Origin of the sequence: Aeribacillus sp. FSL K6-1305 (genome assembly GCF_038050115.1) — a bacterium.
Classification (GTDB): Bacteria; Bacillota; Bacilli; order Bacillales; family Aeribacillaceae; genus Aeribacillus; species Aeribacillus composti.
Genome location: NZ_JBBOQV010000002.1, coordinates 1,029,719 through 1,050,000, shown reverse-complemented (window position 1 = coordinate 1,050,000; position 20,282 = coordinate 1,029,719). Strand labels below are relative to the sequence as shown.

General features: G+C 39.9%; 20 protein-coding genes, 10 tRNA genes, 1 rRNA gene and 1 pseudogene (1 of these 32 cut by a window edge). 2 read left to right on the top strand and 30 right to left on the bottom strand.

Annotation, left to right across the window (positions count from 1 at the left end):
• The 12 genes from NST97_RS14955 to NST97_RS14900 form a co-directional block, all read right to left on the bottom strand.
• Positions 1-846, bottom strand: a 16S ribosomal RNA gene (locus NST97_RS14955); it reaches 708 nt to the left of the window's first position.
• Positions 847-920: 74 nt separating this feature from the next.
• A tRNA-Gly gene (locus tag NST97_RS14950) sits at positions 921-994 on the bottom strand.
• A gap of 210 nt (positions 995-1,204) precedes the next feature.
• Positions 1,205-1,278, bottom strand: a tRNA-Pro gene (locus NST97_RS14945).
• A gap of 3 nt (positions 1,279-1,281) precedes the next feature.
• Positions 1,282-1,358: transfer RNA gene (locus tag NST97_RS14940), tRNA-Arg, on the bottom strand.
• 53 nt (positions 1,359-1,411) lie between these two features.
• Positions 1,412-1,497: transfer RNA gene (locus NST97_RS14935), tRNA-Leu, on the bottom strand.
• Between the two features lie 5 nt (positions 1,498-1,502).
• Positions 1,503-1,584 (bottom strand) — tRNA-Leu (locus NST97_RS14930).
• Between the two features lie 6 nt (positions 1,585-1,590).
• Positions 1,591-1,666, bottom strand: a tRNA-Lys gene (locus NST97_RS14925).
• A gap of 167 nt (positions 1,667-1,833) precedes the next feature.
• Positions 1,834-1,908, bottom strand: a tRNA-Gln gene (locus NST97_RS14920).
• Between the two features lie 119 nt (positions 1,909-2,027).
• Positions 2,028-2,099 (bottom strand) — tRNA-Glu (locus NST97_RS14915).
• 8 nt (positions 2,100-2,107) lie between these two features.
• Positions 2,108-2,198 (bottom strand) — tRNA-Ser (locus tag NST97_RS14910).
• A gap of 4 nt (positions 2,199-2,202) precedes the next feature.
• Positions 2,203-2,277 (bottom strand) — tRNA-Asn (locus tag NST97_RS14905).
• Positions 2,278-2,412: 135 nt separating this feature from the next.
• The gene (locus NST97_RS14900) at positions 2,413-2,871 is read right to left on the bottom strand and encodes a SprT family protein (protein WP_063388239.1); all 459 of its coding nucleotides are present in this window, start codon (positions 2,869-2,871) and stop codon (positions 2,413-2,415) included.
• A gap of 169 nt (positions 2,872-3,040) precedes the next feature.
• On the opposite strand from NST97_RS14900, the gene cmpA reads away from it, so the two are divergent.
• Positions 3,041-3,154, top strand: coding sequence for a cortex morphogenetic protein CmpA (cmpA, locus tag NST97_RS14895; RefSeq protein ID WP_094245000.1), 114 nt, complete (start codon positions 3,041-3,043; stop codon positions 3,152-3,154).
• 142 nt (positions 3,155-3,296) lie between these two features.
• Here the strand turns inward: cmpA and NST97_RS14890 are convergent, their stop codons facing one another.
• The 14 genes from NST97_RS14890 to acpS all read right to left on the bottom strand — a co-directional run bounded on the left by NST97_RS14890 (position 3,297) and on the right by acpS (position 14,311).
• Entirely contained in the window at positions 3,297-5,453 is a 2,157-nt protein-coding gene (locus NST97_RS14890) for a Tex family protein (protein ID WP_066247056.1), read from the bottom strand.
• Between the two features lie 98 nt (positions 5,454-5,551).
• On the bottom strand, positions 5,552-6,151 hold the full coding sequence (locus NST97_RS14885) for a PP2C family serine/threonine-protein phosphatase (RefSeq protein ID WP_341343391.1): 600 nt from the start codon (positions 6,149-6,151) through the stop codon (positions 5,552-5,554).
• A complete protein-coding gene (gene sigB, locus NST97_RS14880; RefSeq protein ID WP_063388236.1) occupies positions 6,148-6,933 on the bottom strand; it encodes an RNA polymerase sigma factor SigB in 786 nt (261 codons plus the stop codon). The genes NST97_RS14885 and sigB overlap by 4 nt, the downstream gene beginning before the upstream one ends.
• The gene (gene rsbW, locus NST97_RS14875) at positions 6,899-7,381 is read right to left on the bottom strand and encodes an anti-sigma B factor RsbW (protein WP_278342289.1); all 483 of its coding nucleotides are present in this window, start codon (positions 7,379-7,381) and stop codon (positions 6,899-6,901) included. The genes sigB and rsbW overlap by 35 nt, the downstream gene beginning before the upstream one ends.
• Entirely contained in the window at positions 7,381-7,704 is a 324-nt protein-coding gene (locus NST97_RS14870) for an anti-sigma factor antagonist (protein WP_063388234.1), read from the bottom strand. Before NST97_RS14870 ends, rsbW begins: the two co-directional genes overlap by 1 nt.
• A 38-nt stretch (positions 7,705-7,742) precedes the next feature.
• Positions 7,743-8,771 (bottom strand): PP2C family protein-serine/threonine phosphatase, encoded by a 1,029-nt coding sequence (locus NST97_RS14865; protein ID WP_339194047.1) that lies wholly within the window; start codon positions 8,769-8,771, stop codon positions 7,743-7,745.
• A 9-nt stretch (positions 8,772-8,780) separates the two neighbouring features.
• The gene (locus NST97_RS14860) at positions 8,781-9,182 is read right to left on the bottom strand and encodes an anti-sigma regulatory factor (protein WP_063388232.1); all 402 of its coding nucleotides are present in this window, start codon (positions 9,180-9,182) and stop codon (positions 8,781-8,783) included.
• A gap of 1 nt (position 9,183) precedes the next feature.
• Positions 9,184-9,546: an STAS domain-containing protein gene (locus NST97_RS14855; protein WP_063388242.1), complete on the bottom strand. Its 363-nt coding sequence runs from the start codon at positions 9,544-9,546 to the stop codon at positions 9,184-9,186.
• Positions 9,546-10,379: an STAS domain-containing protein gene (locus NST97_RS14850; RefSeq protein WP_130158217.1), complete on the bottom strand. Its 834-nt coding sequence runs from the start codon at positions 10,377-10,379 to the stop codon at positions 9,546-9,548. The genes NST97_RS14855 and NST97_RS14850 overlap by 1 nt, the downstream gene beginning before the upstream one ends.
• A gap of 377 nt (positions 10,380-10,756) precedes the next feature.
• Entirely contained in the window at positions 10,757-11,107 is a 351-nt protein-coding gene (gene ndoA, locus NST97_RS14845; protein ID WP_063388230.1) for a type II toxin-antitoxin system endoribonuclease NdoA, read from the bottom strand.
• A gap of 4 nt (positions 11,108-11,111) precedes the next feature.
• A complete protein-coding gene (locus NST97_RS14840) occupies positions 11,112-11,393 on the bottom strand; it encodes a CopG family ribbon-helix-helix protein (RefSeq protein WP_063388229.1) in 282 nt (93 codons plus the stop codon).
• 147 nt (positions 11,394-11,540) lie between these two features.
• Entirely contained in the window at positions 11,541-12,695 is a 1,155-nt protein-coding gene (gene alr, locus NST97_RS14835; protein WP_094244994.1) for an alanine racemase, read from the bottom strand.
• 113 nt (positions 12,696-12,808) lie between these two features.
• On the bottom strand, positions 12,809-13,825 hold the full coding sequence (locus NST97_RS14830) for a LolA family protein (protein ID WP_165381955.1): 1,017 nt from the start codon (positions 13,823-13,825) through the stop codon (positions 12,809-12,811).
• A 123-nt stretch (positions 13,826-13,948) separates the two neighbouring features.
• Positions 13,949-14,311: a holo-ACP synthase gene (gene acpS / locus NST97_RS14825; protein WP_063388226.1), complete on the bottom strand. Its 363-nt coding sequence runs from the start codon at positions 14,309-14,311 to the stop codon at positions 13,949-13,951.
• Between the two features lie 97 nt (positions 14,312-14,408).
• Here acpS and NST97_RS14820 point away from each other — a divergent pair.
• Positions 14,409-14,993, top strand: a pseudogene (locus NST97_RS14820) (rhomboid family intramembrane serine protease); the annotation flags it as partial.
• A 172-nt stretch (positions 14,994-15,165) separates the two neighbouring features.
• Here the strand turns inward: NST97_RS14820 and NST97_RS14815 are convergent.
• From NST97_RS14815 to NST97_RS14800, 4 genes are all read right to left on the bottom strand, one after another.
• Positions 15,166-16,593 (bottom strand): PH domain-containing protein, encoded by a 1,428-nt coding sequence (locus NST97_RS14815; RefSeq protein WP_063388224.1) that lies wholly within the window; start codon positions 16,591-16,593, stop codon positions 15,166-15,168.
• Positions 16,583-17,062: a PH domain-containing protein gene (locus tag NST97_RS14810; RefSeq protein WP_063388223.1), complete on the bottom strand. Its 480-nt coding sequence runs from the start codon at positions 17,060-17,062 to the stop codon at positions 16,583-16,585. Before NST97_RS14810 ends, NST97_RS14815 begins: the two co-directional genes overlap by 11 nt.
• Positions 17,063-17,198: 136 nt before the next feature.
• Positions 17,199-18,578 (bottom strand): DEAD/DEAH box helicase, encoded by a 1,380-nt coding sequence (locus NST97_RS14805; RefSeq protein WP_063388241.1) that lies wholly within the window; start codon positions 18,576-18,578, stop codon positions 17,199-17,201.
• 316 nt (positions 18,579-18,894) lie between these two features.
• Positions 18,895-20,259, bottom strand: a complete 1,365-nt coding sequence (locus tag NST97_RS14800) for a UDP-N-acetylmuramoyl-tripeptide--D-alanyl-D-alanine ligase (protein ID WP_341343390.1) — start codon at positions 20,257-20,259, stop codon at positions 18,895-18,897.
• Positions 20,260-20,282: the final 23 nt, after the last annotated feature.

The window sequence follows — 20,282 nt, the reverse complement described above, 5'->3', positions numbered from 1 at the left end:
CTCTAACACTTAGCACTCATCGTTTACGGCGTGGACTACCAGGGTATCTAATCCTGTTCGCTCCCCACGCTTTCGCGCCTCAGCGTCAGTTACAGGCCAGAGAGCCGCCTTCGCCACTGGTGTTCCTCCACATCTCTACGCATTTCACCGCTACACGTGGAATTCCGCTCCCCTCTCCTGCACTCAAGTTCCCCAGTTTCCAATGGCCGCTCGCGGTTGAGCCGCGAGATTTCACATCAGACTTAAGGAACCGCCTGCGCGCGCTTTACGCCCAATAATTCCGGACAACGCTTGCCACCTACGTATTACCGCGGCTGCTGGCACGTAGTTAGCCGTGGCTTCCTCGTCAGGTACCGTCAAGGTACCGCCCTGTTCGAACGGTACTTGTTCTTCCCTGACAACAGAGCTTTACGATCCGAAGACCTTCTTCGCTCACGCGGCGTTGCTCCGTCAGACTTTCGTCCATTGCGGAAGATTCCCTACTGCTGCCTCCCGTAGGAGTCTGGGCCGTGTCTCAGTCCCAGTGTGGCCGGTCACCCTCTCAGGTCGGCTACGCATCGTCGCCTTGGTGAGCCGTTACCTCACCAACTAGCTAATGCGCCGCGGGCCCATCCTGCAGTGACAGCTAAAAGCCGCCTTTCAACCGAAAACCATGCGGTTTTCGGTGTTATCCGGTATTAGCTCCGGTTTCCCGAAGTTATCCCAGTCTGCAGGGCAGGTTGCCCACGTGTTACTCACCCGTCCGCCGCTAACCTAAAGGAGCAAGCTCCCTTCGGTCCGCTCGACTTGCATGTATTAGGCACGCCGCCAGCGTTCGTCCTGAGCCAGGATCAAACTCTCCAAAAAAAGTTTGTCACCAAATGCTCTTGTCAGAATCAACAGGCACGCTTTTCGTTTTGTTCAGTTTTCAAAGATCATTTTGGAGCGGGTGATGGGAATCGAACCCACGACATCAGCTTGGAAGGCTGAGGTTTTACCACTAAACTACACCCGCGCGAAAATATTTGTTTTTCTATTTAAATGATAAACACGCATTTTCCATGCCTCTTCCTCTTCCAGCATTGTTCGAGGATGTAAATGCGTCGAGGCAACTCGCAGATTATTCATTGAAGTGTCGCTCGTGGCTGAGGTTTTACCACTAAACTACACCCGCATATCTTAATTTATTCATGCAATTTTGCTTTTAAGCCTTTATTGATCAAAATCGGGAAGACAGGATTCGAACCTGCGACCCCATGGTCCCAAACCATGTGCTCTACCAAGCTGAGCTACTTCCCGATATGGCGCGCCCGAGAGGAGTCGAACCCCTAACCTTTTGATCCGTAGTCAAACGCTCTATCCAATTGAGCTACGGGCGCATTCCACAGGTTTTTTATTGTAACTCACTTAAAATATGATGTCAACACTTTTTTGGTGCGGTAGAGAGGACTCGAACCTCCACGGGGTCGCCCCCACTAGGCCCTCAACCTAGCGCGTCTGCCATTCCGCCACTACCGCGAATATGCGGGTGGAGGGACTTGAACCCCCACGCCGTAAGGCGCTAGATCCTAAGTCTAGTGCGTCTGCCAATTCCGCCACACCCGCATTAAATGGTGAGCCATGGAGGATTCGAACCTCCGACCCTCTGATTAAAAGTCAGATGCTCTACCGACTGAGCTAATGGCTCATAAAAAGTAATTTCTTCTAATCTGTTTTAAAGTCGGTCAGATGTCCCTTCCTCTTCCAGCTTTCTCAAGGTGCTGGATGCGTCGGGACAACTCGCTGCTTATTCAACGAAGCCTTGCTCGTTGCTCTACCGACTGAGCTAATGGCTCTTATTATTTTTATAATAAGTGGCTGGGCTAGCTGGATTCGAACCAGCGCATCACGGAGTCAAAGTCCGTTGCCTTACCGCTTGGCTATAGCCCATCAAAAAGTCACAAAATTTATTGTAACATTTTTTGAACGCTATGTAAAGACTTTTTGGTTTGGATTTTTTAAAGTTAGAAATAGGAAGTTTTTCAACTTCCTATTTCAGCGAATATGAATGACCCGTACGGGATTCGAACCCGTGTTACCGCCGTGAAAGGGCGGTGTCTTAACCACTTGACCAACGGGCCATTTTTCATGGCGGAGAAGGAGGGATTTGAACCCTCGCGCCGCTTACACGACCTACTCCCTTAGCAGGGGAGCCCCTTCAGCCACTTGGGTACTTCTCCAAATTGGCTCCGCAGGCAGGATTCGAACCTGCGACCGTTCGGTTAACAGCCGAATGCTCTACCACTGAGCTACTGCGGAATGAAGAAAAAAATTGACGACTGTAACCATTGTAATGAGCATTTATAATTTTGTCAACAGTTCATTATATATTGTTTTTCGCTGCCATCCAATTAGCGACGGCTTTTATACTTTATCATATCTTTCTCCTTTTCGTCAACCATTATTTTTATAAAATTGAATTTTTCCTCCGCACTTTCCGCATAAATATCGTTCTGGGTTCATTTTTCTACGGCGAATAAAAGTGCTCATACATGATAGGCATTTATAAATATAAATAATATTATTTTTATTTTTTTCTCTTAATGGTGTGCAAAATCTAGGTGCACCTACTTTTTTTAAAAGCATTTTAAAGTCAGAGTCCCGATGCCGAAAACCTTTTCCTTCGATATGAAGATGGTAGTGGCAAAGTTCATGCTTAATAATCCCTATTAATTCGTCCATTCCGTATTGTTCATAATATTTTTTATTCACTTCAATATCATGGCTGTTTAATAAATATCTTCCGCCTGTTGTTCGAAGACGGTGATTAAAATACGCTTTGTGAACAAATTTTTTCCCAAAAAAGGATAGTGAAATTTGCTCCACAAGTTTTTGAAGCTGGTCATCATTCAATGTACTGCACCTACTTTAAAAACATGTTGAACAGGACAACAACTTAACGCATACAATAAATATTACTACATCTAATCGGACTCACATATTTTATTTTAGCATATGCTTTTTTTCTTGACCATAAAATGGCAAGCCAAAAAGAACAATACATCCAAGGAGGTATTAACCAATGCCGAATTGGCTTATAAATCAAATGAAGAAAGCATATTATGAAAAAAACGTTTATCAAATCAAGTTATTAAATCAATGCTGGTATTTCTATAGAAAAAAGCATTGCTCATAATTCAACAGCTCTCAAAGAACAGACTAACTTTTTTCAAAATTTTTTGGTTGATAGATCGTTGTTTGCTTCCATCAGCATGCAATATAAGGTTGATAAAAAATCAGCTGTCGACTTTGCCGACAGCCGTGATTTCTGTTGTTATTTATTTAACCATTGTTAAAGCGACTCTTCCTTTATCAACATCAACTTTTTCCACCCAGACTGTCACGATGTCCCCAACCGAAACAACGTCCAAAGGATGCTTTACATATTGTTTGCTTAATTTTGAAATGTGCACAAGTCCATCCTGTTTAACGCCGATATCAACAAATACACCAAAGTCTACTACGTTTCGAACCGTTCCTTGCAGCTCCATTCCTTCTTTCAAGTCTTCAAGCTGCAGCACATCTTTTTTCAAAAGAGGTTTTGGAACTTCATCACGAGGATCGCGCTCCGGTCTCATTAAAGCATCGCATATATCCTTCAATGTATATTCGCCAATATGCAAGGCTTTTGAAGTTTCTTGAATATTCAGCGATCTGATTTTATCTTTCAACAGTTCTGTACCGATATCATCGACTGTCAATGAAAGGCTTGACAGCAGTTTTCTAGCGTCTTCATAGCTTTCAGGATGAATGCTCGTCCTGTCAAGCGGATCGTCGCCGTCCAATATTCTTAAAAAGCCGATACATTGCTCATACGTTTTCTCCCCAAGCCGTGGGATGGATTTTAAATCGTTGCGATTCACAAATTTTCCAATTTCTTCTCTTCGTTTCACAATATTATGAGCCACTGTTTTTGATAATCCAGATACGTATTGCAACAGAGACGGCGAAGCAGTATTTACGTTGACACCGACTTGGTTGACAACTGTTTCCACAACAAACGTTAAAGAGTCATGCAATTTCTTTTGGGATACATCATGCTGGTATTGACCAACACCGATTGATTTAGGATCAATTTTCACCAATTCAGCAAGCGGATCTTGAAGCCTTCTAGCAATGGATACTGCGCTGCGTTCTTCGACTTCAAGATCTGGGAACTCTTCCCGGGCTAAATCAGAAGCTGAATAAACACTTGCTCCCGCCTCGTTAACAATTAAATAATAAATATCTTCTTTTAATTCTTTTATTACATCTGCAACAAATTGTTCTGTTTCTCTTGAAGCTGTTCCATTGCCGATAGCGATTACTTCAATTTGGAAGCGTTGAATAATATCGATCAGCTTTTGTTTTGATTTTTCTATTTCATTTTTTGGCGGATGAGGATAAATCACATCAATATAAAGAACTTTTCCAGTTTCATCGACTGCCGCAAGCTTGCATCCTGTACGGTAAGCCGGGTCGATTCCTAAAACGATCGTTCCTTTTAATGGAGGTTGAAGGAGCAGTTTTCTTAAATTTTCGGAAAAAACACGAATGGCCTGATCTTCAGCTTTTTCAGTCAATTCTTTTCTAATCTCCCGCTCAATCGAAGGCTGTATGAGCCGTCTATACGCATCCTCCAACGTTTCAATTAAAATATCAGCAGCAATTGTCCTTTGATCCGAAACAACTTTTTTCTTCAAATAGGCTACTATTTGTTCTGTCGGCGGCTCGATTGCCACCCTTAAAATCCCTTCCTTCTCCCCTCTGTTTAACGCCAAAACACGATGGGGAACGATTTTTTTGATCGGTTCTTCATATTGGTAATACATTTCGAATACTTTTTTCTCATCTTTTTCTTCGTCTTTACACGTTGAGACGACCATACCTTCTTTCAACGTTTGCTCCCTTATCCATTGCCGATAATTCGGATCGTCTGAAATCCATTCTGCAATAATATCTTTTGCACCAGAGAGAGCATCTTCAACCGTATGGATTTCTTTCTCTTCATTGATGTATTTTTCGGCTTCTTCTTCAATCGATCCCGCTAGCGGCAAGGAATATATCCATTTGGCTAAAGGCTCAAGCCCTCTTTCTTTTGCAATCGTTGCTTTCGTTCTTCTTTTTTGCCGGTATGGCCGATACAAGTCTTCAACTTGCTGCAATTTTTCAGCCGCCAGTATTTCATTTCGCAAAGATTCTGTTAGTTTTCCTTGTTCCTCAATTAACCGAATAACTTCTTCTTTTCTTTTTTCAAGGTTTTGTATGTATTGCCAGCGTTCACTAATGTTTCGTATTTCCACTTCATTTAAAGCGCCTGTTTGTTCTTTTCTGTACCGCGCAATAAAAGGAACGGTGTTGCCGTCTTCAAGCAATGCAATGACATTTTGAATTTGTTTGGTGGATATTGATAATTCGCTGCTTAACATTTGAAAAATTTTCTCATTATTTAACATTCTTTAGCCTCCACTACTATTTCCATCTACATAAACATTTTATCAAAAATTTTTTCAACATAAAAAGACAACCGTTATCCATCCGATTGTCCCAACAATTAAAAAAGCTGCCCGATTATATAAGTTAAATCATCTGTCCGATCGGAAAGAAATTTATTGAAGCCTTTCGCAATCTCGTGAATAGAAGAATGATCTTTTAACGCCGTTTTAATGTTTGAAGCATAAAGGCCATCAGTGTGAATAATAAATTTTGACCCTTTTTCATATGAAAAAGTGCGGATGCGATATTTCTTCATTTTACCAGGTAAATATCCAGCGGTTGGAATTGGATAAATGTATTCCCCAGAAGGCAAATATAAGATGAAACGAACGTTTCCTACCGAGCCGTATGTAATAGTTTTGTCTGCGAAATCCACCTTTAATATTCCGGCTGTCGCGCCTCTTTTACCTTTTAATTTCTTATGGCACTGTTTAAAAATCTCATGTACAGTTTCCTGCTGGTATTGCTTCACCGTTTGGCATATGATTTCAGATGATTCACGCGCAGCTTGTCCACTTCCCAACCCATCTGCGACAACACAAACAAATCTATGCTCGTCCGTACAGGTGAAAAAACTGTCTCCACAATAAGCACTGCCTACTTTTCCAACCTGACATGTCAAAAATTGAATATGTTCAGTTTCTTGATATTGAATCATTGCCCTATCTCCATTGGATCAGCGTGAACAGCTTTTTTTAATTTTTTTAATGCTTGGCGCAATAGTCTGGAAACATGCATTTGGGAGATACCTAAAATTTCACCTATTTCTTTTTGACTGCGGTTATGATAAAAAGAATGTAGAATAATTTCTTTTTCTCTCTCAGTTAAAACGTGCATAATGTTTTCAATAGTCAGTTTTTGAAGAATGCGTTCAAAGCCCTCGTCTTTTTGTCCGACAAGATCTAAAATGGTGACCGCGGTTCCATCCGGTCCAGCTTCTATTGAGTGATCAACAGAAAGCGTATGATAGTTTTTGACCATTTCCATAGCTTCCAAAACTTCTTCCTCAGCTGCTCCTAAATATTCTGCTATTTCCTTGACCTTCGGAGAGCGCTCCAGCTGACTCGTCAACTGCTCCACCGCTGCATTTATTTTTGGTCCAAGTTCTTTCATTCTGCGGGGCACATGGACGCTCCACGTTTTATCCCGAAGATAGCGTTTGATTTCTCCAATAATCGTTGGAACAACAAACGCATCAAATGATTTCCCAACTGTTGGGTCGAAGCGATCAATCGCTCCCAATAAACCGATCATCCCGACCTGTACCAAATCCTCCTGATACATTTTCGAACTTGAGTACTTTTTTGCCAGTGCAACAACAATTGGCTGATAAAGTTCAATAATTTGTTCTTGTGCTTTTTCATCTTTATTTTCCTGAACTTGACGAATGAGTTCATGGATTTCGTTATTGCTTCGTTTTTGACCATGAGGTTTGTTCATTTCTCATTCGCTCCTCATTTAAAAGCTTGGACATCTTGACAGTTACTCCTGAGTTCATATCGATTGTCACTTCATCCATGAGCGTTTTAATTAGAAACAAACCTAAACCGCCCTCGCTCAATTTTTCAATCGGCATGGAAGGAGAATAAGGCCCGGTGTTTTCTTTCATTTTTGATAGATCAAAATTTTTTCCATCGTCTGAAACAGTGATCTCTAATCGATTTTCGAACAAGCTGAAGCCGATTCTCACTTCACCGTTTTCATCATGACCGTAGGCATGCTGCACCGCATTTGTACACGCTTCACTGACGGCAATCTTTAAATCTTCAATGTCATCATATGTGTACCCCATTCTATTGGCGATACCGGATAGAGTCAATCTGACAATCCCTATATACTCAGTTTTCGCAGGTATTTTCATTTCAATGTAATCAATACATTTATCCATTAATCCTCACCTTTTCTTGAAATCTCGATGATGCTGTCCAAACCGGTAATATGAAATAAGCGCTCCAGCCGCGGCGACAAATTTGTCAATTTCAGCTTTCCGCCTTGTTTTCTGACCGTTTTCAACAATCCGACAAAAACTCCTAATCCGGTTGAGTCCATATATTCAACATCTTTTAGGTTGACTTCAATAAAAGGTTCGCTTTCCTCAGAAATGGGCGCAAGTTTATTTTTTAGCGCTGGCGCAGTATAGGCATCAATCTCTCCTTTTAGATGCACATACGAAACCTTTTTTTCCCTTTTAATATCAATTTCAAGATTCATTCTGATCCCCCTCATAAAAGACAAAATCATCCATTCACTTATACCCTTTTTCGAAGCCGTTTAAACATTTTTTTCATAATGATTAAGGTGAAATCATCCCGCAATTGAAAACCTTGCATTTTCTCAAAATCTTTATAAATATTTTCTACTATTTGCTGAGCAGGCAAATGTAAATGAGCTCGGATGGCGCTCGTCACTGCAGCTCTATCAATAAATCCTTCCTTCGTTCTTGTTTCAGTTACTCCATCTGACAAAAGAATAATCATATCGTTTTGGAAAAGATTTAATTCATATTGCTCATATTTCACTTGCCGGTCAACACCTAAAACAAGCCCTTTTGATTGAAGGTCATAAAAGTGATCCTCGCTGGCGCAATAATAAAAGCCCGGTTCATGTCCTGCAGATGCATATGTAATCTTATTCGTCCGAAAATCGTACTTACCAAAAAACATGGTAATAAACATATTGACATCGATGTTTTGTTCAACAACTCTATTTAAATTTTCTAATATGTAACTCGGATTTTGCCTTGATTCCAGGAGGCTGTCCATCGCATATTTAATCATTGATATACACAATGCTGCAGGTATGCCTTTGCCTATGACATCCGCAATCGCAACGCTCATTGTGTTTTCATGTTCTGCAAACTGGTAATAATCTCCGTTCATAATTTTGGCAGGAACGCTGATGACCCCTATGTCCAATTCTTCGACTTTTGGAATATTTGTTTGCAGCAGTGCCTGCTGTACGTTTGCTGCAATTTCAATTTCGGATTTCAGCTCAAGCTGCCTGCCCCTCAAAAATTGATGTTCTTGATAAGCCAGACCATAACCAACCATTACCTCCAATAAAAAGTCAAAGGAATCTAAAATCTTTTTTGGTATGTCTGGAAATAATTCTTTTAAAACTTTTAAATGGATGTTGATGATTTCCTCAGGCGGTATTTTATGTTCAATTGCTTTCCAACTGAAGCGCTGCCCTTCATATAAAGCTTGTTCGGTCAGTTCTTGAATGTAATTTGCTAACATCTCTTTATATTTCATTTGAATATCATCATCAAACGCCATAAAATCCTCCTAACGAAGCCATTTCACCACTTGTACAACGGTCCCTTCGCCTGTCTTTGAGTCGATATAAAATTCGTCCATTAAGCGCTTAACACCAGGCAATCCAGCCCCAAGTCCTCCTGACGTCGTAAATCCATCCTCCATTGCCTTGCGAATATCAGGAATTCCCGGCCCATGATCAGAGGCGGTAATTTTAATTCCTTTTTTTTCTTTTTCTTCAATTTTATCGATGTAAATTTTCCCACCATTTGCATAATGATAAATGTTCCTTGCTAATTCTGATATTGCGGTGGTAATCCGGGCTTGGTCCACTGCGCCGAATCCAAGTTCTTTCGCAGCATGACGACCCAATTGGCGGGCAGCCACAATATCCCATTCGTTCATAATCATTACACAGGATTGGCCATCCATTCTAATCCTCCAGCTCCTTAAGCAATTCCAGCCCTTTTTCCAAGTCAAGCGCAGTATGAATATCTTCCAGTTCAATGCCTAATTCGATCAGCGTAATAGCCACAGCAGGCTGAATACCTGTCAATACGACCGTCGCCCCCATTAACTTAGACATGTTGACACAGTCCCCTAAAATCTTGGCGATAAATGAATCAATGACATCAACGGAAGTTAAATCAATGACAACACCTGTTGCTCCTGTTTCATGAATTTTCTTTAATAAATCTTCCTGAAATTGCATCGCTGTTTTGTCGTCCAGCTCCCACTGTATTGAAATTAATAGATTATTATACAGTTTTAAAATAGGTATTTTTGACGTTTTCATCATCTGCGTTCACCCATTGAAACAATTTTTCGATTGGTCATTTCAAGCGCAGCTTCGATGCCTTTTTGAAGGGTATTTTTCGTCGTAATTTGACTTAAATCAATGCCTAGATTCACTATCGTTTGCGCAATTTCAGGGCGAATGCCGACAAGCAAGCTTTTTGCTCCTACAAGACGAACTGCTTCTGCAGCTTGTATAATGTGATGGGCTACCATCGTATCCACAACAGGCACACCGGTTATATCAATCAGCACCACTTCAGAACGATATTTAACGACCCCTTTTAATAAATTTTCCATAATTCTTTTGGCACGGTCCGTATCAATCGTTCCAATCAATGGCATAACAGTGATGCTATCAAAAACCGGAATCAACGGCGCAGACAATTCTTGCAGAGCCATTTTTTGGAGATTAATGGTTCTTTCATATGAAGAGGTATATTGCAGAAATACTTCCCGATTAACCGGTGAGGTAACTTTCTCTATCTCCGATAATAATTCAAGCGGATCACCCGGTATTTGTTTCTCAAGCAATTTAGCAAATAATATTTTTTCAAAAGTATGTAAGCATTGAGCAATTTTGTCCATTGGCCAGTCAAGCTGGACAATCCGTTTTGAAAATTCATGAATTTTTCTGGAAAATTCATCTTCTTTGTTTTTGCTCCATTCGATGAGAATATTCACATATTCTGCAGCAATTGCTTGATCAATTTGATCAGACTCAGCGGAAATTGATTGGGCATCAGCCTTGTTGAAGCGATCAATCCAATCCTTCATAATCTCGTCTCGATGCATTCGGATAAATTCAACTATTTCAGAAATTTTCAGTGACATGTTGCATGTCTCCTTTCAAAAACTTTGCCTTTTCAACTTTTATAGAAAAATAAAAAAAATTATAGATATGTTCCCATTTTTATCATTTTTCTTCCACAATATCTGCTAATGCTGTCGCATGCATTGCTTACAGCTATTTTATAAAGGGAATGCGGCAAATCTTCCTTTCACTTCTCGACTATGGAAGATGCTGTTTTTAAATGCTTCGTCGTTTAAAAAAGCGAATGCAGCTTGTCAGCACGTCTGTTCATTTTTGCGCAAAAATCAAAAATACCACAGTTTCGCAACTGTGGACATTTTTTCAATCTTATTTATTTTAAACATTCTACCTGCAGGCAGTCCTTTTGAAAAGATCGTTGAAATATACGTAAAAAATATTAGAAATCGATCAGCCCTAAACTGATTTGTAAGGCATCGTCCACTTTATCCATCATTTCATCATCAAGATGGGTAATTTTATCCGTTAACCGTTGTTTATCAATCGTTCTAATCTGCTCAAGCAAAATGACCGAATCCCGTTCAAATCCATATTTTTTCGCATCAATTTCAACATGAGTCGGCAATTTTGCTTTTTGAATTTGTGCTGTAATAGCGGCTACGATCACCGTTGGACTAAAACGATTCCCTATATCATTTTGGATAATTAAAACTGGACGAACGCCGCCTTGCTCTGAACCAACTACAGGGGATAAATCAGCAAAATAAACGTCGCCGCGTTTAACAATCAAAAGATTACCCCCCGCTAACTAAGCGTTCAACGGTGTGTTCAGCCTCATACTCTGCCAGAAAAGCCTCCGATGCAATATTTAGATTGATCTTCGCCATTTCCATATAACCGCGTCTCATTGACTCGCGAATTTGGCGTTTTTTACGCTCTCTCAAATACATTTTCATTGCTTGATAAATAAATTCACTTCTGTTTCCGTTTTCCTGTTTCACGATTCCATCTAATTCAGAAACAAGTGCTTGTGGCAATCGAACAATAATTTCCGTTGTTGAGCTGGATTCAGACACCAAAATACACCTCCACCGTTCCTACAAAGCCGAAATCATTTTATTCCAATATTAATATTAACATTTATATTCGTTGAAGCAAAGCCATTTTTCAAATAATTTCTTCAATATTATCGGCATTGAGATGAATATTTTATTCAAGTTTCTTCATTTTTCAGTAAGCAGAGGATTTCTTACGTTTGTTTTGCCTCCATTTCTTATATAAATCCGAGGAACCCGCCAATTGATCATGCATGGAATTTCATAATTAATCGTTTCCAGCCGTTTGGCCACTTCATCAACTGAAATCATGTCATTGCCTTGTGAACCGATAAGTGTCACTTTTGTCCCGACAGGTTTTTTTTCCGGAAGCTTAATCATCAGTTGATCCATGCAAATGCGCCCGATAATAGGAACGCGCCTTCCATCGACAAGAACTTCCGAACCAGTCAATTTTCGAATCCATCCATCAGCATAACCGATTGGAACCGTACCAATCCATTCCTCCTCTTTCGCTGCGTATGTTGCTCCGTAACTTACTTTTTCCCCTTTTTTTATTTTTTTAATATGAACAATCTTTGAGTGTAAAGAAAAGGCTTCATATAACGGAAAAGGCAGCGTGCTCTTGATAAATTCCGATGGCGCCAAACCATACATGGAAATGCCAAAGCGAACCGCATTAAAAGTTTTTGTTGGAAAGCGAAGAGTCGCAGCACTGTTTGCACAATGAATAATCAAACCGTCTGTATCCACGATTTGCAATAATTCCAGGAAACGTTCATATTGCTGTTCAAAATATGCTGTATCGTGTTCGTCTGCTGTGGCAAAATGAGTGAATATACCTTCTAATCGAAATAACTGCTGTCCCTTTATGAGCGAAATGGCTTGTTCGAGTTCTTTTTTATCTCTTATTCCGATCCGTCCCATACCTGTGTCTAATTTCAAGTGGATGTTGACTGATGTTTTCCCTAAATATTTTCCCGCACTTTCCAGCCATTCAGCTGAATAGGCAGTCACACTTATCCCATTTTCTCCTGCAACTGTAACATCTTCTGGTCTTACCGCTCCTAAAACGAGGATAGGGGCCTTTATTCCTGCTTGTCTCAATTTCAATGCTTCATCTAGAAAAGCGACTGCTAATTTAGAAACACCTGCTGACAATGCTGCTTGGGCAACTTCCACATCTCCATGACCATAAGCATTAGCTTTCACAACAGCAATAATTTCAGTTTCATTCGGCAAATGTTCCTTTAATCCATGAATGTTCGCTTCAATATGATCTAAATTAATTTCTGCCCATGTATCTCGGAAATAGTTCTGCATCTTAATTTCATCTCCAACGATATCGTTTTGTTTATTTTATATCACTGTTTCTTTTTAAACAATAGTACATAAAAAAGGCGGCAGAAGATCGTTTCTTTTGCCGCTCAATTTTACTACTTCCCTGATTGGCTTTGTACAGAACGAGCAACTGCAATCATTTCTTCTTGCGTCAGTTCGTTTGAAGCGAGCATATAATCCACACCATTATATGTCCATGTTAAAGAATTGTCGGTCAGCGCTCCAACTGCAAACCCTAAGTCGACCAGCTCTCCGCTGACAAATTCTGAAGAGGTAACTGGTGAAACTTCCGCAAGCTCCTCAATAAGAGTAAATGATTTTTCGCCTCCGTAAGTTAATACTACTCGTTTTCCGCTATCTGTATTCAGCTCTTTTTCTTGGACGAGATCGACACCTTCCGGCAAGTCTTCCTTAAGCGGATAAAGAACAGCAAATTGTTTGTTCGCTGATTGAGCCAAAACAGGAATATCCACTTGGGCATTGGACATCGTTTTTTCTATTTCAAAGGCATTTTTATCAAATTTTGGATTCGATTCAAAATTGGAAAATTCAACAGAAACAAGCGCATTCCGATCAACATCCATCACTTTCACATATGAAGGTGTCAAATTTTTCTTATGAAATGCAATTTTTTGGTATGGGAGCATTTGATTGTTTTGATAATTGGTTTTTGTTTCAAATACATAGTTCTTTTCCCCAACTTCGAATTTCGCTTCTTTATCCTTCAATATATCTTGGACAAGCGATTCATACAGGTAAGCTTGACTCGAATTTTGCGGCCAATTGCTTTGGAAACGGAAGCTTTTGTTCAAAGCAGGAGTCAGAACAAATACCCCATCATCATTTCTTAAAATAATCTGGCTTTGATCCCTGTCATCATTTTTTAATAGCACTCGATAATAATGGGGCTTTTTGTGCCAAATTTCCACTTCATACACATGCGGCTCTTCCGCTGTTTTGATCGTCATTTTGGCGTTCACCTTATAGCCTTTTAATTCTTCAATTTTTTTGTTCAATGCACTTGAAACGTCTTCTTTTGATTTTACGCCACATGCAGATATTAATCCCACAAAAAGCAGACAGACAATCACGAGCTTTACGCCTCTCGTCAAATTTTTCAACCCCTTTGCCTCAATTAGCGTCACTAGGAAGTTTTGAAGAGTCAGTGAACAATTTCTGACTTGTCTCCCCTACCGCATTACAACTATATGAGGCAAGGTCAGCAAATATGCAGACTAGCTTGACAGGCTTTCAATGATTACTTGTGCAGCAGCAAAATTTTTTGAATGAGTGATTGTCACAAACACCCGGTCTGATGTAATATTTTGCACAATGATCGGTTTCCCTTTTTCATCATGTAAAATTTCAATATCTAAAAAGCCCACTGTCTTTCCGATTCCTGTCCCTAATGCTTTGCTAAATGCTTCTTTAGCGGCAAATCTGCCTGCCAAAAACTCCAATTGTCTTGAATCCCGCAATTTATTAAAGATTTCCTTTTCGCGAAACGATAAGATTCTGTCAATAATGTTGGATCTCCGCTCCATAATATCTTTCATCCTGTCCATTTCAACGATATCAAGTCCAATCCCAACGATCACACCATCACATCCCTTTAATTTTCTACTGTACTATTTATAAATTGAAAATCATACAAATGATTATAGAATACTTGTCCTGTTGAAAAGGAGAATTCACATGTTTCGCAGAACAGAAAGCCTTCACACTTTTATTCGCCTTTATCCTGCTGTCACGATCATAAGCTGCATACATGTTGTGTTATGGATTATGATGAAACTTTCTTTCCCAATATTTACGCTTCTATTTTCTTTTTTAACCGGATACAATGCAGGGGTTCATTCAGGGGAATGGTGGCGGCTCATTACACCAATTTTTTTGCATACTAGCTTTTCCCATCTTTTGTTTAATACAATCACACTTGTTATTTTTGCCCCGCCGCTGGAACGAATGGTAAAGTCAATTTATTTTCTGGTCATTTACAGTGCATCAGGCATTATAGCCAACATTGCAACCTATTTGATCATGCCAATGGATTATTCTCATGCAGGAGCTTCAGGGGCGATTTTTGGCATTTTGGGCACGTACATGTTCATCTGTTTTTTCCGAAAGGAATATATGGATCAAAAAAACTCTCAAATGATCTTAACGGTTACAGCCATAGCTCTCGTACTGTCCTTTATTGATGCCCATATCAATGTAGTTGCACATGTAACAGGACTTCTGGCTGGATTTTTGCTAGGTAAAGTGTTTGTCCGCAAAAAACCAAGCTTCATTCATTATACGTATTATCATCAACCGGTTCGGCAGGAAGGAATGAAATTATTTTTCAAAAAATGGTCGATATGGATTTTTGTTTTCGTTTTTATACTTGCGGCTATTTTATATGTGTTGTAAAAATTTAAATCACTCCCATCCACATGAGAGATGGGAGCTTCTAAACTTGTCCTTCACTTCTTCTTGAAAACCATTTATAAATTTCCATTCCGTCCTTTTCCTCGAGGTTTTTAACAGCAAAAAAGCTTCCAGTAGACTTGGAAATAATACTGCACTGAACAGAAGTCAGATCTTTTTGTCTCTGAAAATAGGATTGTTTCAATTCCAATGATTGAATCCGCTTTTTTTCGAAAAAGACGGTTGTCTTATTCAACACGCGGAAAGACAGCGTCAATTCCTTTCCATTTAAATACCAACCTGTATCTTTATATTGAAAATATCCGAGCACCAGTGCAAAAGGAATGAGAATAAGTGATAAGTAGCCCCATGGTTTAAAAAACAAGCATAAAGGGACGGCTATGAGAAGTGATAAAATCAGCATACGGAGCAAAAATCTGGACAGCGCACGCCGCGGAACCGGGTGCAGTGTCTCGTTTATCGTCAAATGGAAAAAGCTTTCAACCTTTTCTTTAACTTGTTTCTTCCGAATTAACGGAAACAAAATGGTCTCGACATCCTTGTCACTTCCGCCTCCCGCCGATTCAATATGTACAGTTGCATATCCAAAAGGCTGGCGCAGCCAATTTTCTGTTACTTTAATTGCTTGAATACGATCTATTGGTATAGAAATCTGTTTTTTTTCAAAAATGCCACTTGAAATAATAATTTGTCCGGCTTCTTCTCGAACTGTAAAATCTCCGTACTGGAGTAAAACCCCGATAAAGCTTATAATCCACGCAATGATCAAACCAATCAAACATAAGATGACAATCATCGTCACACTTGCATGGACAATCCATTCCAGCTTGTCAAATATTTTTTCGTACGGAATAATTTCATCAAATTGGCTTAAAAAGGCTACGATTGACAGAGCAACCCCTAAGCCGCTTGAAGTTGCTGCAGTAATAAGCAGTTCGTTAAAGCTTATTTTGTAAAGAACCCTTCCTTCTTCCAGTTTGTCTTGCTCTGCTTCTCCTTGTGCTATTTGTCTTTTTTGCTCCTTGATGATTGTCCGAATCTGTTCTGCCTCTTCTTTCCGTATGGCGCTAAGTTCAACCTCTGCTTCGCCCATGCCGCCCGCTGTTTCGATTTCAAGCTTCACTACACCGAAGAGGCGCTGGATGAAACCGGCGGTTACATTTATGGATTGAATTCTTTCAATCGGTATATATCGATTTTTTTTTAAAAAAACGCCCTGCTCAACACGAAATTCATTTTCTTCAATGCGATAAGTAAATTTCAACCAATTTAACACACTGGAAATGATCGTGAGTATAAGTGCTAGAATCGTTCCGATCAATAAAAACGACCGGATGTTTCCTATGTTTGTGACAAACAAGAAAATATTCGTTACTATAATTTCTTTAATCGCCTTCGCAATTTTCACTAAAACAGCTACGGGATGCAATCTTTTCTGATCATACATCATCCTTCGCCTCCCGTGCCAATTTCGAGATATAATCGCGAAGCTGATCCGCTTCTTCCATTTCCAGGGCAGGAATCTCGTGAACCGTTGCTGCAGTGGAAATAGTTACAGTCGCCAAGTTATATTTTCTTAAAATCGGCCCTTGTGAGGTATCTACATGCTGAACTCTCACCATTGGAACAAGCACACGGGTAACTGTAAACAATCCATGCTGCAAATCCAGTTCATTCTCATGAACTTCATATCGCCATATTTTCAACCGAATATTTGGAAAAATGAAAATGGAACAAATAGAAGACACCAACCAAATAATTGCCAATATAGGAATAATCCATTTCGGCCAGTTGAAAAAAAATATCAATAAAGATATGCCTATGATCACCAGCAACTCAACGATGCTCCAAATAGCCGCAGTGATCTTCCATACAGTAACAGCTTTAGGACTAATGCGATTTTGTGGTTCGCGCCGCAAGTTTTTCCCTCCCTTGTCTCCTTCTGTAAAAAATTACGTTTCATTTAGGCAAAAAGTTTCAAATATATAAAAAGGAGGCAGCTCCAAGTTTTGGAATGCCTCTTTTTCCATGTCTGATTATTCTTTTTCATTCCAATTATTTTGGGCTAGCCGATCCTTTTGTCGATCTTGCTGAATGAAAGGAGCGTTTCCGTCCAACCCGTTTGTTTTTTAAATCAAGCTTTCGTTTATTTCTGCTTTTTTCTTTCTTCATAGGGAGAGGAGGTTCCTCCGTCAATTTTACAGGTGTCGTATCCGGCTCCTTCGTTAACATTTTAATAGCTGCTGCAAGCAATGGGACGGAATCATATTTTTCCAATAGCTCCGCAGCAAAATTTTTATACTGATCTAAATTTTCAGTTTCCACTACAGAGCAAATTTTTTCGACCGTCATTTTTTGTTTTCCTACTAGTGCTTCATCTAAAGTAGGAGGACGCATTCGATCCATTTTTCTTTTTGTTGTATGCTCAATGGTTTCCAAAATACCGCGTTCCCTTGCGGTTATAAACGTCATCGCTTTTCCTGACTTCCCAGCCCGTCCTGTTCTTCCAATTCTATGCACATAGCTTTCAGGGTCTTGAGGTACATCAAAATTATATATATGGGTGATACCAGATATATCAAGCCCTCTGGCTGCTACGTCTGTTGCAACAAGTACATCAATGGCCCCATTTTTAAATTTGTTCAAAACAGATAAGCGTTTCGCTTGGCTTAAATCGCCATGAATTCCTTCTGCTGAATAGCCGCGGACATTTAATGCTTCAGAAAGTTCGTCCACTCGGCGCTTTGTCCTGCCAAACACAATCGCAAGCTCCGGTGATTGCAGATCAAGAAGTCTTGTCAAAACGTCAAATTTTTGTTTTTCAGGCACTTCTAAATAATATTGCTGCACATTTGGAACCGTTACTTCTTTCGCTTTTACACGGACATGAGTCGGATTTTTCATAAAACGTTCTGCAATTGATTTAATTGGACCAGGCATTGTCGCAGAAAATAGAAGGGTTTGACGCTCCCTAGGAATATTTGAAAGAATGTGCTCAATATCATCAATAAACCCCATGTTGAGCATTTCATCCGCTTCATCTAAAACGACAGTGTGCACAGAATCAAGCCGCAGCGTATTGCGCCGTATGTGATCCAATAACCTTCCAGGTGTTCCAACAATGATGTGGGGCGGCTTCTTCAAAGCCCGAATCTGCCTGGAAATGTCCTGGCCTCCGTAAATCGGCAATACTCTTGTCCGTTTATCATAACCGATTTTATATAACTCTTCTGATACTTGTATAGCAAGTTCCCGTGTTGGAGCTATCACGATCGCTTGAACAGCTGAATCATGAACATTAATTTTTTCTACTAAAGGGATGCCAAAAGCTGCTGTTTTTCCTGTCCCTGTTTGCGCTTGTCCAATGATGTCTTTATTGTTCAAGCCTAAAGGGATCGCCTGCATTTGAATGGGAGTCGCTTCTTCGAAGCCCATTCTTTTTATTGATTTTAACAGCTCCGGACTCAACCCGAACTGGTGAAACAAATTTGTCAATTTTTCCAAACTCCTTTAAGACTTTTATTAAGCGCTGCTGGATAAAAAGGCTCTTGTGCGTATTTTCTAGAAACTGTAAGCTTATCATAGTCGTGAGAATCAGTGTAAACTCCGATTTTTGCTGGAAAGTACGCATAGGGATTTTTATCCATTCACCGCAGGTGTTATCATACCATTTCCATCAATCTATTTCAACTTACCGCACTATAGCTAAAAAAGCATAAAAACAAAAGCACAAGCAAAATGATGTTTTATTTTATTCTTCCATTAATGCATGAACAACATCTTCCAGCTTCATTCCTCTGGACGCTTTCACTAACACAAGATCTTTTGAGCCTGCAGCTTTCTTTAATTCATGAATTAGTTCATCTTTGTCAAAAAACACATGAATTTTTCTTTCATCTATAACTTTCTTTGCACCAACGGCAATTTCTTTTCCGAGCTTTCCAAATGTAAAGAGGTGATCAATTTCTTGATCAGACAGCATCATTCCTACTTCTTGATGAAGTTCAACTTCTCTTTCGCCAAGCTCCAGCATATCCCCTAAGACAAGAATTTTTTGCGAATATCCTTTTAGACCATGGACTAGATCAATGGCTGCTTTCATCGCTGTAGGATTCGCGTTATATGCATCATTTATGATGGACAGACCGTTCTTCGTTTGAATCAATTCAAGTCTCATGTTTGTTATTTTCAAATCGCGAAGCCCTTTTTCAATACGATCCAGTCCGATCTTTAGGAGTTCTCCAACAGCGATCGCTGCCAATGCGTTTAAAACATTGTGGCGGCCTAAAACAGGGATAAAAAAAGGCTGTTCAGCTATATTGGCGCGAAACCGTGTTCCTTCACCCAACAGCTCCATTGATGTCGGAAAAAGATTATTGTTTTTATTTTCTCCAAACGTTACGGTTTGACATGAATAATCTTTTTTTAACAAAGGCTCATCACCATGATAAATGAGTGTTCCATTCTCTTTTAAACCCTTTATAATTTCAAGCTTTGCTTCCGCAATCCCTTCACGAGAGCCTAAATCTTGTAAATGAGCATCGCCGATATTGGTAATGACGGCTATATCAGGACGTGCAATTGATGATAATAATTCAATTTCTCCCTTAGCGTTCATGCCCATTTCTAATACGGCCACCTCTGTATCTTCAGGCATATCTAATATTGTTAAAGGCAGACCGATATGGTTATTGAAATTCCCTTTCGTTTTATGCACGCGATACCGAGTGCCCACAACCGATGCGATCATATCTTTTGTCGTTGTTTTGCCATTAGAGCCTGTAATCCCTACTACTTTTGGGTTTACTGCCAACAAATAGTGAGAAGCAATCTGCTGCAATGCTGCCAAGGTATCGTCGACAATGATCAATGGTTTGTCTTGCGGCGGATTCGGGACTGATCTAGACCATAAGGAGGCATGAGCACCATTTTCGAACGCTTTCTCGACAAAGTCATGTCCATTAAACTTTTCGCCAATAATGGGTACAAATAAGTTTCCTTTACGGACATTCCGCGAATCAGTCGTTACCCCTTCGATGGTAATCTTCTCAAATTCCTCTTTTAATTCTGCGTTGTTTGCCATCTGCTTAATTGCTGATAATTGCCGTTTTATCATGCTTTTTTGTTCTCCTTTCAAAA